Genomic DNA, 16756 nt, shown 5'->3' with positions numbered 1-16756 from the left:
CCACAACGGTGGTGAATACATTGACCAACGCATAGTGATTATGCCATAACATACGCTCACATACAAAAGAAAAGAAGCAGTCCTTTCGGGCTGCTTCTTTATTTTATGCACATAAATAAAATGTATTGTGCTGCTTCCTATTATTCAATCTTGCTAAATTACACCTAATTCCTTACCAACTTTGATGAATTTTTCAATTGCAAAATCAATATGTTCACTTTCGTGTGCAGCTGAAATCTGAACACGTATGCGATCTTTGCCGCGTGGCACAACTGGGAACGAAAATGCCACAACATAGACACCTTCTTCAAGCATACGGTTTGCAAAATCCACTGCTAATTGTGAACAATTCGGATATTTACCAAACATAATTGGTGTAATTGGATGTATTCCAGGAAGAATATCAAACCCTGCTTCTGTCATCGCTTTGCGGAATTTTTTCGTGTTTTCTTCAAGCTTATCACGAAGCTCTGTCGAAGCAGTAAGGATTTCAAGACATTTTATTGTTGCACCAACTACCGCAGGAGCAACTGTATTCGAAAACAAATATGGACGTGCCTTGTTTCGCATCCAGTCAATTATCTCTTTTCTCCCAGAAATACAGCCTCCCGATGCTCCACCAAGTGCCTTTCCGAACGTTGTAGTAATAATATCAATCCTATCCATTATTCCATATAATTCGTGCACTCCACGACCAGTTTTTCCCATAAATCCAGACGAATGGCTTTCGTCAATCATTACAAGTGCATCATATTTTTCAGCTAAATCGCAAATTTTATCTAATTTTGCAATATCTCCATCCATCGAGAAAACACTATCTGTTGCAATTACCTTGAAACGGCAGCCAGCTTCGTTTGCTTCTTTTAAACAACGTTCCAATCCTTTTGCCATTTTACCTGTTGCTGGGTCTTCTTCTTCAACATCACGCATATCACTATGCTTGTAAATCCAGCGTTTAGCCTTCGCAAGACGTATCCCGTCAATGATTGATGCGTGGTTGAGTGCATCTGTGATTATTGCATCTTCTTCTTGAAATAGTGGCTCAAATACTGCTCCATTTGCGTCAAAACAAGAACTAAACAAAATTGTATCTTCTGTCCCTAAAAATTCCGACATCTTTCGTTCTAACTCTTTGTGTATATCCTGTGTTCCGCAAATAAATCTTACTGAAGATAGCCCAAATCCACGACGGTCCAAAGCCTCGTGCGCCGCTTTTACAAGCTCCGGATGTGATGACAACCCAAGATAGTTATTTGCACAAAAGTTTAATACTTCCTTCCCACGAACAATAATTTTTGCAGCCTGAGGGCTCTCAATTATTCTTTCGTGTTTATAAAGCTTTTGCTCTTCTAATGCTTGAAGTTCTTTTTGCAAAAACTCTTTCATTTTCCCAAACATTTTCTCTCTCCAAAAAAAACAAAAAAAGTTATGCAAAATATGAAAATTTTATATGAAATTTCAAATTATTTCAGTTATGTATTACTCTTAAATATGTATTATTTTACATAATAATTTCAATTAGATAGCGTTTTTAATAATAAACTATCAGAGGGCAACAATGAACAATCTCAAAACAGAAGAGCTTCTTGCTGAACGTTCGAAAGAACTCAATTGCTTATATTCAATTGAAGAAATTTTAACTAAACCTCAACTTACCTTAGACGAAATTTTAGGGAAAATAGTCCTTCTTTTGCCAGAAGCCTTTCGATTCGATAAAGATTGTAAAGTTAAAATTTCTATCGATAGCAAAATCGCTGCAAGCAATGGTTTTAAACTTACTAAAAAAATTATTCGCGAAACTATTTATGAGCAAAATAAATCCGTTGGCGAAATTGTTGTTGCCTACGATAATGAAAATTTTGACTTCCTTCAAGAAGAAAAGCGGCTTGTAAAAACTGTGGCAGATAGATTGGGTCATTTTCTTCTTTATTCTAAGTTGAAAAAATTATTCGCCGAAGTTGAAGAAAATGCTGATTTTACTAAAAAAGAATGGTTTGTCGTGCTTGATATTATCAAAAAAACAGACCAAAATTTGTTCTCAATTATCTCTCGCAAAATGCTTAATAATCTATTCTGCAAAGGTATCGAAGAATCTAAGCAACTATTTGCTAAATTGGGAACAAATATTGATATTCAGTCTTCTACCGCTGAACAAAATCGTCCTTCAAAAAAGCAAGTTCTCGAAATATCTTTCTATCTTGGTAATGAAATTTTCGAAGTTGCTGCGAAATATCTTACTGATGATGAAATCCTCGCTCTTGTTCAAAAATGGATTTACGAAGATAAATCTCATTTTCTTATTAAAGCACTTGCTAATTTGAATACTCCACTACCCGAAATTGCCGATGCAATTCGTCGTTTCTACAATATTAATCCGATATCTATAAAAGAAATTACTACTCCATTGCATAAAGGCATCTTAGTTGCTCTCATTCGCCGGTTTCTTACAGATCAACTCGAATACATTGAAATTGCAAAAAATTATATTACTATTTCAGATTTCTATGATATTCTTCAAAATATGATTTTCACCACCGAAAGCCATGGAAAACTCGGTGGCAAAAGTGCTGGAATTTTGCTTGCTAAAAAAATTGTTGATAAGCTCGAAGACGAAGAAGGATTATTTAAAAACATAAAAACACCTAAAACTTGGTATATTACATCCGATGGTCTTATGGCATTTCTTAATTACAACAATTTAGAAGATATTATCGAGCAAAAATACAAACCTCTTGAAGAAATTCGCTACGAATATCCTCATATTATTCAAGCCTTTAAAAATTCGCATTTCCCACAGGAAATCGTCAACGGTCTTTCCAATGCATTAGACGACTTTGGCGACCACCCTATAATTGTTCGTTCTTCTAGTTTGCTCGAAGACCGTTTAGGTTCTGCATTCGCTGGTAAGTATAAAAGCCTTTTCCTTGCAAATCAAGGTAGCAAAAAAGAACGTCTCGAAGCGTTGCTCGATGCTATCGCAGAAGTTTATGCCTCTACTTTTAGTCCCGATCCAATTGGCTACCGCACCGAACGCCAATTGCTTGATTTCAATGAAGAAATGGGTATTATGATACAGGAAGTAGTTGGTAAGCGAGCTGGTAAATACTTTTTCCCTGCTTTTGCCGGTGTAGCTTTCAGCAACAATGAATTTCGTTGGTCACCGCGTATCCGTAGGGAAGATGGACTTGTTCGACTTGTCCCCGGGCTTGGCACCCGCGCTGTTGATCGCATCGGCAACGATTACCCAATACTTGTAGCTCCCGGACAGCCTGATTTGCGAGTAAATATTACTTTTCACGACGTCATTACCTATTCCCCAAAATACATTGATGTTATCAATTTGGAAAAAAATACTTTCGAAACCATTTCTATTGATACTCTAATCAAATCCGTCGGGAATAGCTACCCTATGATTAATGAAGTTTTTTCAATTATCGAACAAAACCACATAAAGCACCCATTCGGGCTTGGAATTGATACAAATCGGGACGATATTATTGTTACATTCGAAAACCTAATTTCTAAAACTAAATATATTAAGCAAATTAATAAATTGCTTAATGAAATCAGTAGAATACTGAAAACCCCTGTTGATATTGAGTTCGCTTGCGATGGCGATAGTCTATACCTTTTGCAGTGCCGTCCTCAGAGCTCGGCATTGGAAGGAACTGCCGCTCAAATCCCATCAAATATTCCTCCCGATAAACTTATTTTCTCTGCTAACAAGCATATTTCTAATGGTAAAGTTGGTGATATTACCTATGTTGTATATGTCGATCCAGAAGCCTACGCTCGCCAGGAAAGCCTCGAAAAATTAAAAGATATTGGTCGTGCTGTAAGCAAGCTGAATAAACTGCTCCCAAAACGAACATTTATTCTCATGGGGCCAGGCCGTTGGGGAAGTAGAGACGATATCCGTCTGGGTGTAAAAGTTACCTACTCCGATATTAATAATACTGCTGTGCTTGTCGAAATTGCTAAAAAGAAAGGTAGCTACGTCCCCGATTTATCCTTCGGAACTCACTTCTTTCAGGATTTGGTCGAATCTCAAATACGTTATGTTCCTCTCTATCCTGATGAAAATGACGTTGCTTTCAATTACGACTTTTTCTATAAAACTGAAAACACACTCTCTCGTTGGTGTCCTGAATTTGAACATTTAAATGATGTGTTAAAAGTTATCAATGTACGTGAAGCAACTAATGGATTAGTCCTTCGCGTACTTATGAATGCAGAGGAAAATCTTGCTGTTGCAATGCTTGCCGACCCAGTGGTTGCAGAAAAATCTGAAATAAAGCACTCAGAACTCTCTTTCAACGAAGTTGGTTCGGACGAACCTCTCCAATGGCGAAAACGTATGATTGATAGTATTCTCGAACATCTTAACCCTATACGCTTCGGAGTTAAAGAACTCTATCTCTATGGTTCTGTCTTTGATGGAACTGCAACCGCAAAGTCAGACATTGATTTTATCTGTGTTTTCGAAGGTTCAGATGAGCAAAAAAAAGAACTTAAAATCTGGATCGAAGGTTGGAATCTTGCTCTAAGTAGAATTAATTACAATAAAACTGGTTTTAAACTCGAACGTTTAATTGACTTTACTATTCTTTCACCAAAAGAACTTGAAGAACAAAAGTACTATGCTGAACTTGTTGATAAAAGAAAAAATAAATCAAAAAAACTGCGTCTATTAGGTGAAAATATATAAAAATATTTATATTTTCCATCAAAGGATAATTCAATTATTGAAGGAGAAAAAAATGCTCAACAAATTTTATGAACTATTAGGCGACAAAGCTGAATATTATTTTGGATTTAATAATCCAAAAATTCCAAAGGAATCTCTTACTTTGCCATCTCCTGATTTCGTCGACAAAGTTTGGCTTAACTCCGATCGTAATAATCGCGTAGTCGGTAATTTGCAATGGATTTATAATCACGGACGCCTTGCTGGTACAGGCTACCTTTCTATTTTGCCTGTCGATCAGGGCATTGAACATTCCGCCGGTGCAAGCTTTGCTAAAAACCCTCAATACTTCGATCCTGAAAACATCGTACGTTTAGCTATCGAAGGTGGCTGTAATGCTGTTGCTTCCACTTACGGTGTGTTGGGACTTGTTGCTCGTAAGTATGCTCATAAAATTCCGTTCATTGTTAAGATTAACCATAATGAATTGCTTACTTACCCAAACGCATACGACCAGGTTCTTTTTGGGACAATCGAAGAATCATATAATATGGGTGCTGCTGCTGTCGGCGCTACCATTTACTTCGGTTCCGATGAATCTCGCCGTCAAATTGTTGAAATTGCCGAAGCTTTCCAATATGCCCACGAACTTGGTATGGCGACAGTTCTTTGGTGCTATCTTCGTAATCCTGAATTTAAAAAAGATAAAGATTACCACGTATCGGCTGACCTAACCGGCCAGGCTAACCATCTTGGCGTTACTATCGAAGCTGATATTATCAAACAAAAACTTCCTGAAAACAATGGCGGCTATTTAGCTTTGAATATGGGCGGCTCCTCTTACGGCAAAATTGACAAGCGTGTATATTCCGAACTTACAAGCGACCATCCTATTGATTTAACACGCTATCAAGTTGCAAATTGCTATATGGGCAAGGTGAGTTTGATTAACTCCGGCGGTGCAAGCGGCGAAAACGACTTTGTCGAAGCAGCAATTACTGCAATTGTCAACAAACGTGCAGGTGGAGCTGGGCTCATCTCCGGTCGCAAAGCTTTCCAGCGACCAATGGACGAAGGCGTAAAATTACTCAATCTTATCCAGGATGTCTATCTCGATAAAGAAATTACTATTGCGTAATATTCTCTTTTTTTATTATGGGGTTCATTTATCACGAACCCCATTTTTTTGCTTGCAAATGATTTCTCAAACTTTTTGAAAATACTGAATATTTTTGAATCACTAATGATTATTCTTAATTACTAATTTAACCTTTTTATAATTAACCGAATATTACTAATTTTGCCTTATTTTTGAATTGATGGTATTGTTAATGAAAAGAACTTTAATTACATCTGCCTTACCTTATGCTAACGGATATATTCATTTAGGCCACGCTGCGGGTGCTTACCTTCCTGCTGATATATATGCGCGTTTTTTGCGGCTTTGCGGTGAACAAGTGCTTTACGTTTGTGGTTCTGATGAACACGGCGTTGCAATAACTATTTCTGCTGAAAAAGAGAATACCACTCCCAAAGCAATCATAGACAAATATCATTCCGCTAATACCGAAGCTTTCAAAAAATTTGCTATGACTTTCGATATTTATTCCAGAACTTCCACGGAAATTCATCATAATACTGCTATCGAATTTTTTGCCGACTTGCTGCAAAAAGGCTACCTTGTCGAGAAAGAAGAAGAACAATTTTATGACGAAAAAGCCCAAATGTTCCTTCCGGACCGCTATGTCGAAGGAACTTGCCCAAATTGCGGCTACGAACACGCTCGTGGCGACCAATGCGATAAGTGCGGTGCCTACTATAACCAACTCGAACTGAAAAATCCTCGTAGTATTATCAGTGGCGAACCTCCCGTTGTTCGCAAAACAACACACTGGTATATGCGTTTCGGTGAGTTCCAGAAGTTTTTAGAAGAATACATCGAAAGCAAATCTTCCGAATGGAAAGAAAACGTCTTGCAACAAAGCCGAAGTTGGCTCCGCCAAGGACTTGCTGACCGTGCTATTACTCGCGACCTGAATTGGGGAGTGCGACTTGACAAAGTTCCCGGTATTGACAAAAACAAAACAAAAGGCAAAGTACTTTACGTTTGGTTCGATGCTGTTTTAGGATATATTTCTATCACTAAAGAATGGGCAGTTCTTCAAGCTCAAAACGGTCGTGGTAGTCGTGACGACTGGAAAATGTGGTGGCAAGACAACGACACTCGCTACATTGCTTTTATTGGTAAAGATAACATTGTTTTTCACACCTTGATTTTCCCTGCTATGCTCAAAGCTCGTAGCGGGTATATTTTACCAGACAATGTACCCGCTAACGAATTCCTTAATTTAGAAGGTGAAAAATTCTCTAAATCTCGAAATTGGAGCATTGATCTGCGAGACTTTCAGAAAGATTTTCCCGAACCCCAGTACACCGATGCTCTAAGATACACGCTTGCTATGAACGCTCCTGAAACTCGCGATAGCGATTTCACCTGGCGTGATTTCCAAAATCGCAATAATAACGAACTCGCTGATATTTTTGGCAATTTTGTCAATAGAACTCTTCAATTTATTTTCAAAAATTTCGAACAAAAAATCCCTACGCTTTCTGAACAAGACAAGTCGCTGGTTGGGAACTGGAACAATTTGATTGATACTCTCGAAGATTGTTTAAACGAAAACTATTCTGATGCAATCGAGAAAACTTCGCGTAAGTTCAGTGGTTTATTTAGCGAAGAGGAGTTTACTCTAATTTCTTCGGTTTGGAAGCATTCCAAAGAAGCTCAACGTCTGTTCAATAAATTCCGTTTTCGTGATGCGATTACCGAAACAATGAATATTGCTCGCGCTGCTAATAAGTTCTTTAATGATGCCGAACCTTGGAAAACTATTAAATCAGACCGCAACGTAACTGCTCGAACTCTCTTTATTTGTGCTCAACTTGTTTACTCTCTCTCGATTTTCCTTGCTCCTATTCTTCCTAATTCTTCGAAAAGAGTGCAACTTATGCTTGGATGTGAACCTCAAACAGGTGAACCATCCTATGAGCATTCAAATGAAAATTATTGGCTTACTGCTATTTATCCTCGTCTCGAAGAAGGGACTCGTATCCAGCAACCAAGCATCATTTTCAACAAAATCGAAGATAATGTTGTTGCTGAACAAATTAATAAACTTGGAAAACCTACCAATCAAGAAAATTCTAAAAGCGAACAAGAACTTATCGAATACGATGATTTTGCACGTGTTCAATTGCGAACAGCTATTATTAAACAAGCTGAAAAACTTCCAAAATCAAAAAAATTACTGAAACTTATTGTTGAAGTCGGCAACAAACAAAAGCAAATTATAGCTGGAATTGCTGAACATTACGCCCCAGATTATCTTGTCGGCAAAACGATTGTTGTCGTTGATAATTTGAAACCGGCAAAGCTAATGGGTGAAACATCCGAAGGTATGCTCCTCGCTGCTTCGACCGAAGATGGGCGACTTTGCTTTGTTGCACCCGAAAAACCTGAAATTGGCTCTGGTGCCATTGTTAAATAAGAACTTATCAGAATAAAAATGGAACAAGAAAAACAATTAGAAAAAAATTTTGATGGTATGTATTTGACTGCTCTGCTGTTCAAATATAAAAAAGTAATAATTGCTACAATTATTGCTTCCGCAATAATTTCTACTGCCGTTGCCTTCCTGCTCCCCATTTGGTATACAGCATCTACAAATGTTGTCCCTCCACAAACTTCAATGACAGGACTGGAAGGCGCTATGGGCAGCATCTCTTCAACTTTGCGTGATATTGGACTTGCACGCGTTGGCGGTTCAAGTTCAAGTGGCTATTCGCTTACGGTTATTTTGCTTAGCCGCTCAGTTAAAGATTCTATGATTAAAAAATATGACTTACGCAAAGTCTACAAAATGGAAAATGATAAATATGAAGACTTGCTCAAAGAATTCGAAAGTAATCTCGATGTTACTTACGATAAAGAAGGTAATTATGTGATTTCGATCACAGACCGCGACCCAATTCGTGCCGCTCAGATGGCTAATGATTATGTTCAGATCGCAAACCATTTTGCTGCTGAATTGTTTAAAAAAGAATCTAACTTTAATCGTTTGTATATGGAACAGAGAGTTAAATCTATCGACTCTACTATTTCTGCTCTGTCCAACCAGCTTGGCACTCTTTCGCAGCAAAGTCTTATGTTTTCCCCACAAGAACAAGCTCGTGCTGTTAGCCAGGCAATTGTTGAGCTTAAAGCTCAGGTCTATCAAACAGAGATCGAATATGATCTTCTCCGTACAACTTTTGGCGAAAATGATGCTCTTACCCAGGTGAAAAAGAAAATTTTGGAAGAAACTCGAAAGAAACTCAATGAAGCAATGAACAAACCTGGATTTGCCGGTAACTTTAAAATTGACGAAAGCGGAAGAATTGGTATCGAATTCACTAAACTTCTTACTGAAATCGAAGCTCTATCCAAAGCTAAAGCTTATTTAGTGCCACTTTACGAAAAATTACGCCTCGACGAAGTCAAAAATATCAAAACTCTTTACGTTTTAGACGAAGCAATGCCTCCGACCAAGAAAAGCAAGCCAAAAAGAGTGCTCATAGTAGCTGGTTCAGTGCTTGGTTCGTTTGTCCTTGTAGTTCTAATGATTCTCTTAGTACATAACTATATTGAATTCCGCAATAAATATAAAAATTTATAATGGCAGCAAACAAAAGCGGCAATTTATTTTTAGAATATTTTTCATATAAAGCAAATATTGGTTTCTTCTTAGTTTTGCCAATTCTTGCTATTGTTGCTTTGTATGCTTATTTCGCACAAGATATTCTTATTGCTACCATTGGAGTTGTTGTCATTCTCGCTTTGCCTTTTTTCTGGTTTTGTATCCGTTACCCAAAATTATGGATTTATTCAATTGCACTTTGCACAATACCATTCCTAACAACAAGTGGCAAAGGATTATCCATAGCCGATGTTGTGCTTGGCGTGGTTTATCTTGGTGGGCTCTTTTTGTGGTTCTATTATATTCTTTTCATTAAAAAGGACAAAATAGTCAAAAATACTGCGGATTGGTTGATTATTTTTTTCTATATCGCTTCTTTTGGATGTGTTATTATTGCAGCGCTCAACGATGTTGATTTTATTGATGCTTTCAAAGAATACGCTAATTTTTCCATCACATTGCTCTATTTCCCAATTCGCTATTACTTCAACGAAAAAGATGATTTAAAGCGACTTCTTGTTGTTTTTGCAATTAGTATTTTTATAGTTGAACTTATTCATTTTTATAAATATTACGTTGCCGCAACTACCAATTTGGTTTATGCATATCAACTTGCTCGTACTGTAAAAACAAATCAAGCATTGTTTGTCGCAGCTTCAATTTCGGCAATTGTATTTTTCTTCTATACGAAAGGTTGGAAAAATCGCTTGCTTCTTGGCATTCTTGCTGGTTTTAGTACTGCTGCATTGATTACAACTTTTTCCCGTGCTTTCTGGATTGTATTAATAGTGCAAGTTACACTGTTGTTTTTCTTGCTTCCATTGCGTAAAAAAATTGAACTTGGGGTGCTTGTTGCTTCGTTAACTGCTATTGTGTTGTCCCTTGCCTTCTTATTTATGAAGGACAACACTAAATTGCTTCTTGGAGTTGTCGAAGCTCGATTCGTTTCGACAAGCAAAGGAACAAAAGATGTTTCCGTTCAAGCCCGTTTCGCTGAATATGAAGCTACTTTTGTCAAAATTAAAGAAAATCCACTCGGTGGAAATGGCTATTTCAAATCTTTTTCTTATATAGACCCTCTAACAGGCTATACACTTACTGCTCCAATAAATCATAATGGCTATATTTATTTGGTTTATCGACTTGGTTTTCCTCTTGCAATTGTTTATCTACTCTTTTTTATTTCATATATTCTAAAATCTATTAAGTATATGATTGTTTCTAAAGATAAATTTTTCAAAGCAATTTCTATTGTTGCTTTTATGTTCCTGCTTCTGATAACTATAACAAATTTTGTTACTCCAACTTTGTCGTTTAGAGATGGAATTTTTGTCACGATTTTATCTGTTGTTTTAATTAGTTCAGCAGAAAAATTTTATATATTTTCGAAAAAACAAAATTCTATAAAGTGAGAATTGAAAAACAGCAGTATATATAGTCAAGTTTTTACTCGTCTTGTTTCCGACACAATAGCATTTTCTATAAGCTATATTTTCTTATACTACTTGCGTTTTCACTCCGGAATTATTCCTACAACAATTGTTCCGAGTTTCTCTGCTGCACTTTTCACTGGGATTGTGTTGCTGATTTATTGGCTGCTTGTGTTTTTCTTTGCAGGTATGTACAGGAATTGGCATTTAAGGTCACCTTTCGATGAGATTTTTGCAGTCTGGAAAGTATGTTTTGTTGCAACAGCAATAATTGTTCTTCTCATTTTCTACGAAGGCGAACGTTTTACTCGTATGATGTTTGTGCTGCACTATCTTTTTCAATCAACTGCTGTAACAATTGGGCGTACTATTTGCCGACGTATTCAAGTAAAACTTCGTGCTAAACGCATCGTTAGCATTCCTACAATTGTTGTGGGGTGTGCCCATCGTGCTATTGATTTTTATGAAAAAGCAGAACGTTTTGTTAATTGGGGTTACCGTGTTGTTGGTATTATTTTGATAGATAAAAATCAAATAAATGAATTTAAAAAACTTATTATCGAAAAAAAACTAAATGATATAAAATTCGATTCGTTAGAAAATGCTGATTCGTTTCTAAGAGAAAGCAAAGCCGAGGAAGTTGTTATCACTTCCGACCAAACCAATCACGATACACTTTTCCAAATTGCTTCTACTGCTGTTGATTGCGGTATGCGTGTTACAATCGAACCTGACCTCTACTCAATTTTTACAGGGCAGACACGTACCCAAAGTCTCTATGGGATACCCCTAATCGAAATTAATACGCAACTGCTAAAACCCTGGCAAGCAATTGTTAAACGCTTTTTCGATATAATATTTAGCTCGCTTGTTTTGCTTGTTGGGTTGCCAATCTGGATTATCATAGCAATTATTATTAAACTCGACTCGTCCGGTCCTGTGATTTATAAACAACCACGCGTTGGAAAAAATGGCAAAATTTTTTTGATTTACAAGTTCCGCTCAATGCGTTCTGAACCTGTTCCCGAAAAACAAACCTGGACACAAGTCAACGACCCACGCGTTACAAAATTTGGTCGTTTTATTCGCAAAACTCATCTTGATGAAGTCCCTCAATTCTGGAATGTGCTTATTGGCGATATGAGCGTTGTCGGTCCTCGTCCAGAACAACCAAAAATTGTTGAAGAAATTATCAAAGAAGTGCCTTACTACAAACGTCGCCATTTAGTGCGCCCTGGAATAACTGGTTGGTGGCAAGTTAAATACAAATCCTATGAATTTAGCATTGATGAAATTCGTAATCGTTTGAAAGATGATTTTTATTATATTGAAAATTTCTCTTTAAAGCTTGATTTTGAAATTATTATTCGGACTATTATGCTTGTTTTTCGAGGACACGGTCAAACCTAATTGGGAGTGTTTATGAAAAAAATTGTTGTTATTCCCACTTATAATGAAATTGATAACATCGAAAATCTGATTAATGCAATTTTCGAAAGTTTGCCTGATACACATATACTAATTGTTGATGATAATTCGCCTGATGGCACTGCCCAGAAAGTTAAAAAACTTATGAAAAACAACCGCCAAATTCATTTAATGCAGCGTCAAGGCAAAATGGGATTAGGCACTGCCTATTGCGATGGCTTTTCCTGGGCTTTGGATAAAGGTTTTGATGTCGTTTTCGAGATGGATGCCGATTTTTCTCACGATCCGCGCGACCTACCTCGTTTACTCGAAGCACTTGAAAATGCTGATTTAGTAATCGGTTCACGCTATTCAAGGGGTGTTAACGTTGTTAATTGGCCTCTTTCTCGTTTAATGCTTAGCTACGGTGCAAACTTATACACTCGCATTATTACAGGAATGCCCATTGCCGATGCTACCGGTGGTTTTAAATGCTTCCGTGCCGATGCACTCAGAAAAATTGATTTAACCTCAATTAGAACAAATGGTTATGGCTTTCAGATTGAAATGAATTACCGTATCTGGAAATCTGGCGGACGAATTAAAGAAATTCCCATTATTTTTATAGATAGACGTTCTGGTGTATCAAAAATGAGTAAACATATCATTTTCGAAGCTGTCTGGCTTGTCTGGAAATTGCGCCTTTGCTACAAACGTTTATTGAAGCAAAAAAGCAAATTCGAAGAACGTCAAAAATCAAATGTAATCACAGAATTCGTCGATTAGCGTGGCAAATGCTCTTGACATATCAATAGTTATAGTAAATTACAATGTAAAAGATTTTCTGCGTGGTTGCTTGCAATCAATTCGCGAAGCTTCTGGCAGACTGTCGGTCGAAACAATAGTTGTTGATAATAATTCTGTCGATGGTTCTGTTGAGTATTTGCGCCCTCTATTCCCAGAAGTTGAATTTATTGCTCTACCCGAGAACATTGGTTTTGGTCGTGCAAACAATATAGGTATAGAAAAAGCCCGAGGTAAATACCTTCTTATTCTAAATCCCGACACTTTGCTTCGCAATGATACTTTGCAAGAAATGTATGATTTTATGGAAACGCACAAGGACTGCGGTATTGCAGGTTGCAAAGTGCTCAATCCTGATGGTAGCTTTCAGGTTGCTTGCCGCCGAGGTTTCCCAACTCCTTGGGTTGCTTTCAGCAAACTTTTTGGTTTGCAATCGCTTTTCCCTAATTCTCCAATTTTTGCCAGATATAATCAGCTCTATAAATCTATTGATGACACTTACGAAGTTGATGCTGTAATAGGCGCTTTTATGTTTTGTCGAACTGACTTAATAAAAAAACTCGGCGGTTTTGCTCCCGAATTCTTTATGTACGGCGAAGACCTTGATTTATGCCGACAAGTTAAACTCCAGGGCTGGAAAGTAATGTATGTCCACACAACTTCTATTATTCATTACAAAGGTGAAAGCACAAAACGTAGTTCTATAAACGATGTCCGCCATTTTTACGAAGCAATGGAAATTTTCACCCGCAAGCATTTTGGCAAAAACCATTTGTTCCTTTTGCTACTGCGGCTTGGCATCAAAATAAGGTCTGCAATTGCCTACATTGAGCGCTATTGGCGTGATTTCCTGTTTATTCTATTAGACTTGCTCTCGATTAATCTTGCTTTGCTTATCAGCACAAAAATACGTTTCGAAAAATTCTTCGGTTTCCCCGACTATGCATATCCAGTTGTTTTCATTGTCATAAGCCTTGTCTTCCTTCCCTCTATGTTTATTGTTGGTGAATACTTCGAAGGAAAGCATAGTATAAAACGAGCTTTCTCGGCGTCTATGATTACATTTTTTGTTCTTTCCTCACTTACTTACTTTTTCCCTGAATTTCGCTTTAGCCGTGGTGTTGTGCTGATGTCAATAGGTTTTACTATTATTTTCACCTCCGTTTCACGGGCAATTACAAAAATTTTAGAGCAATTTTCTGAACAAAATAAATCAAAACGTATTATCATTGTCGGCACTGGCGAAATTGCTAAATCATTATTTGATCAAATTTCAGAACTACCAAATTCAAATATTATAATTGAGGGATTTGTTGCTTCCTCTGCTGATGAACTAGATAATTCTAAGTTGCAAATTATTGGTGAAAAATCTTACTTGAACAAGGTTATCAAAGAAAAAAAACCGAATGAGGTGATTTTCGCCGACGAGCAAATCTCTTCATCTGATATGATTAACCTTATGCTCGAATTCTCTTCTCAAAATGTGCGTTTTCACCAGGTTAAAGAGTTCGATGAATTACTTGCTGCATCTGTTATTCAGGATATCGCCGACATCGAACCAACCGTCCCAACATACAACTTATCTCGTTTTCGCAACAAAACTCTCAAACGAATTGAAGACCTTGCGATTTCTCTTTTCCTCTTGTCTTTTGGGGTGCCGTTTATCTTAGCGTTCAGAAAAGAGCCATCTCGCTTTTTGAAAATGCTAATTCGAGTGTTTAAAGGTGAGATCTCATTTATCGGTTTGCATAAAATTTCAGATGATTTTACTCCTGCAATTGGTAAAATTGGAATTATCGGACCAAATGCTAGCGAACAAACTCAAAATTTATCAGTTGAGGCAATAAAAAAACTTAACGAATATTATTTACGTCATTACACATTATCAATGGATTTTGATATTTTTATCAAATATTTATTTGGGAAAAACAAGTGACAAAGCCAATCCTTGATTTCGAACAGCCGATAGTGCAACTTGAAGAAAAAATCGCAGAAATGCGTGAACTCGGTAAGGCAATCGATTTGAGCAAAGAAATTGCCGAACTTGAACGTCGAACCGATAATCTACGCAAGGAAATTTACTCCAATCTTACTCGCTGGCAACGTATACAAATTGCTCGACACCCTTTGCGTCCCAACTCAGTTGATTATATTAAGAATATTTTCACTGATTTTATTGAATTATCTGGCGATAGAGTGGCTGGGGACGATACTTCGATTATTGGCGGTATCGCGAAAATTGGAGGAATACCCGTCGTTGTGCTCGGCAATAGAAAAACAAAAGACAAAAAAACTAACTTATACAAACCTGCTCCTATCCCATCAGCTGAAGGATTTAGAAAAGCAACACGACTGATTAAAATTGCCGAAAGACTTGCTAAACCCGTGATTACTCTTGTTGATGCCCCGTATAACGTTCCCTATCCAGAGATCGAAAGCCCAGGACTCGCTAATGCTATCTCAAACCAACTCGCTGAAATGACTGCTCTTCGAACTCCAACATTAAGTGTTGTGATAGGGGAGGGGGCTTCTATTGCAGCTTTGTCCTTAGCTATTGCTGATAGGTTGCTAATGCTCGAAAACTCTTGGTTTTCAATTGTTTCTCCTGAAAAAGCAGCCGAAACTTTATGGGGTAGTCTCGATTTTAAAGAACAAGCCGCTGAAGCAATGAAACCCATTGCACGAGACCTTCTTGACCTGTCTTTAATTGACGATATTGTCCCAGAACCAATTGGTGGCGCCCACCGAAACAATAAAATGATGTTCGAAATTCTTAAGAAAAAACTTATTGCTGAATTAAAAGATATTCGTCGTGAAAAAATTGAAAGACTTCTCAAAAAAAGACGTGAGAAATACTACGCGAAAGGAGTTTGGCGCGAATGATTAAAGTTATCACAATTGATTTTTGGAATACTTTGTTTGATTCGTCTGGTGGCAACGAAAGAAACGCTCTGCGTCAAAAAACTCTGCTGAATGAAATAAATAACTACGGTCGCAATTTTTCTCCCGAAGAATTTGATAAAGCCCTCAGAGCTTCGTGGGAATATTTTAATAAAATCTGGCGTCAAGAAATGCGAACACCTTCTGTCCAGGATAGCGTTGCTTTTTTCTGGAAATATTTAGAATTACCAACTAACCCACAAGCAATAGAGAGAATAGCTGAATATTTTGCAAATTCGGTACTTATTCACCCGCCGAAACTAATCGATGGTGTTATGGATATTTTGCCAATACTTGCCAGCAAATACAAACTTGGAATAATCTCTGATACTGGATTTAGCCCCGGCAAAGTTCTTCGCAAATTGCTCGAACAAAATAATATTCTTCATTTCTTTGATAGTTTCAGCTTTAGCGACGAAACAGGATTCTCGAAACCACACCCCGAAGCTTATCAAAAAGTGCTTGTCGAACTTGGTTCCAACTCTTCCGAAGCTTTGCACATTGGAGATATTGAAGCAACTGATATTATTGGTGCGAAGCAGCTCGGTATGCGTGCTATACGTTTTTCGGGCGATAAAACAGGCTACTATGCAAACGAAAGCGCTAATCCAACACTTGCCGATGCAGTTGTTTATTCGTGGAATGAAATACCAAAAATTATCGAAGAATTAATCTGAGCGATCCCGGCTGGATTCGAACCAGCGACACCAAGTTTAGGAAACTTGTGCTCTATCCTGCTGAGCTACGGGACC

The 16756-nt window shown here is 37.5% G+C and carries 11 protein-coding genes and 1 tRNA gene; 10 read left to right on the top strand and 2 right to left on the bottom strand.

Annotated elements, in window-relative coordinates; translation table 11 throughout:
* Positions 1–153: 153 nt before the first annotated feature.
* Positions 154–1398, bottom strand: coding sequence for a glycine C-acetyltransferase (gene kbl, locus AC6QZF_RS09710; protein ID WP_499799685.1), 1245 nt, complete (start codon positions 1396–1398; stop codon positions 154–156).
* Positions 1399–1558: 160 nt separating this feature from the next.
* Here kbl and AC6QZF_RS09705 point away from each other — a divergent pair, with 160 nt between their 5' ends.
* The 10 genes from AC6QZF_RS09705 (at position 1559) to AC6QZF_RS09660 (ending at position 16681) form a co-directional block, all read left to right on the top strand.
* Entirely contained in the window at positions 1559–4708 is a 3150-nt protein-coding gene (locus tag AC6QZF_RS09705) for a PEP/pyruvate-binding domain-containing protein (protein WP_499799684.1), read from the top strand.
* Between the two features lie 52 nt (positions 4709–4760).
* Positions 4761–5825: a class I fructose-bisphosphate aldolase gene (locus AC6QZF_RS09700; protein ID WP_499799683.1), complete on the top strand. Its 1065-nt coding sequence runs from the start codon at positions 4761–4763 to the stop codon at positions 5823–5825.
* A 193-nt stretch (positions 5826–6018) separates the two neighbouring features.
* On the top strand, positions 6019–8235 hold the full coding sequence (metG, locus tag AC6QZF_RS09695) for a methionine--tRNA ligase (protein ID WP_499799682.1): 2217 nt from the start codon (positions 6019–6021) through the stop codon (positions 8233–8235).
* Between the two features lie 18 nt (positions 8236–8253).
* Positions 8254–9402, top strand: a complete 1149-nt coding sequence (locus AC6QZF_RS09690) for a Wzz/FepE/Etk N-terminal domain-containing protein (RefSeq protein WP_499799681.1) — start codon at positions 8254–8256, stop codon at positions 9400–9402.
* Complete coding sequence (locus tag AC6QZF_RS09685) at positions 9402–10835, top strand: O-antigen ligase family protein (protein WP_499799680.1); 1434 nt, start codon at positions 9402–9404, stop codon at positions 10833–10835. The genes AC6QZF_RS09690 and AC6QZF_RS09685 overlap by 1 nt, the downstream gene beginning before the upstream one ends.
* A gap of 3 nt (positions 10836–10838) precedes the next feature.
* Positions 10839–12263 (top strand): sugar transferase, encoded by a 1425-nt coding sequence (locus AC6QZF_RS09680; RefSeq protein WP_499799679.1) that lies wholly within the window; start codon positions 10839–10841, stop codon positions 12261–12263.
* A 12-nt stretch (positions 12264–12275) separates the two neighbouring features.
* On the top strand, positions 12276–13046 hold the full coding sequence (locus tag AC6QZF_RS09675) for a polyprenol monophosphomannose synthase (protein ID WP_499799678.1): 771 nt from the start codon (positions 12276–12278) through the stop codon (positions 13044–13046).
* A gap of 1 nt (position 13047) precedes the next feature.
* Positions 13048–15000, top strand: a complete 1953-nt coding sequence (locus tag AC6QZF_RS09670; RefSeq protein WP_499799677.1) for a glycosyltransferase — start codon at positions 13048–13050, stop codon at positions 14998–15000.
* Positions 14997–15947 (top strand): acetyl-CoA carboxylase carboxyltransferase subunit alpha, encoded by a 951-nt coding sequence (locus tag AC6QZF_RS09665; protein ID WP_499799676.1) that lies wholly within the window; start codon positions 14997–14999, stop codon positions 15945–15947. Before AC6QZF_RS09670 ends, AC6QZF_RS09665 begins: the two co-directional genes overlap by 4 nt.
* On the top strand, positions 15944–16681 hold the full coding sequence (locus AC6QZF_RS09660) for an HAD family hydrolase (protein WP_499799675.1): 738 nt from the start codon (positions 15944–15946) through the stop codon (positions 16679–16681). The genes AC6QZF_RS09665 and AC6QZF_RS09660 overlap by 4 nt, the downstream gene beginning before the upstream one ends.
* A 1-nt stretch (position 16682) precedes the next feature.
* Here the strand turns inward: AC6QZF_RS09660 and AC6QZF_RS09655 are convergent.
* Positions 16683–16756 (bottom strand) — tRNA-Arg (locus tag AC6QZF_RS09655).

The sequence above is a fragment of the Eximiradius sp. genome (genome assembly GCA_937127445.1).
Taxonomy (GTDB): Bacteria; Bacteroidota; Ignavibacteria; order Kapaibacteriales; family UBA2268; genus JAKIZO01.
This window is presented reverse-complemented; position numbering and strand designations above follow the sequence as displayed.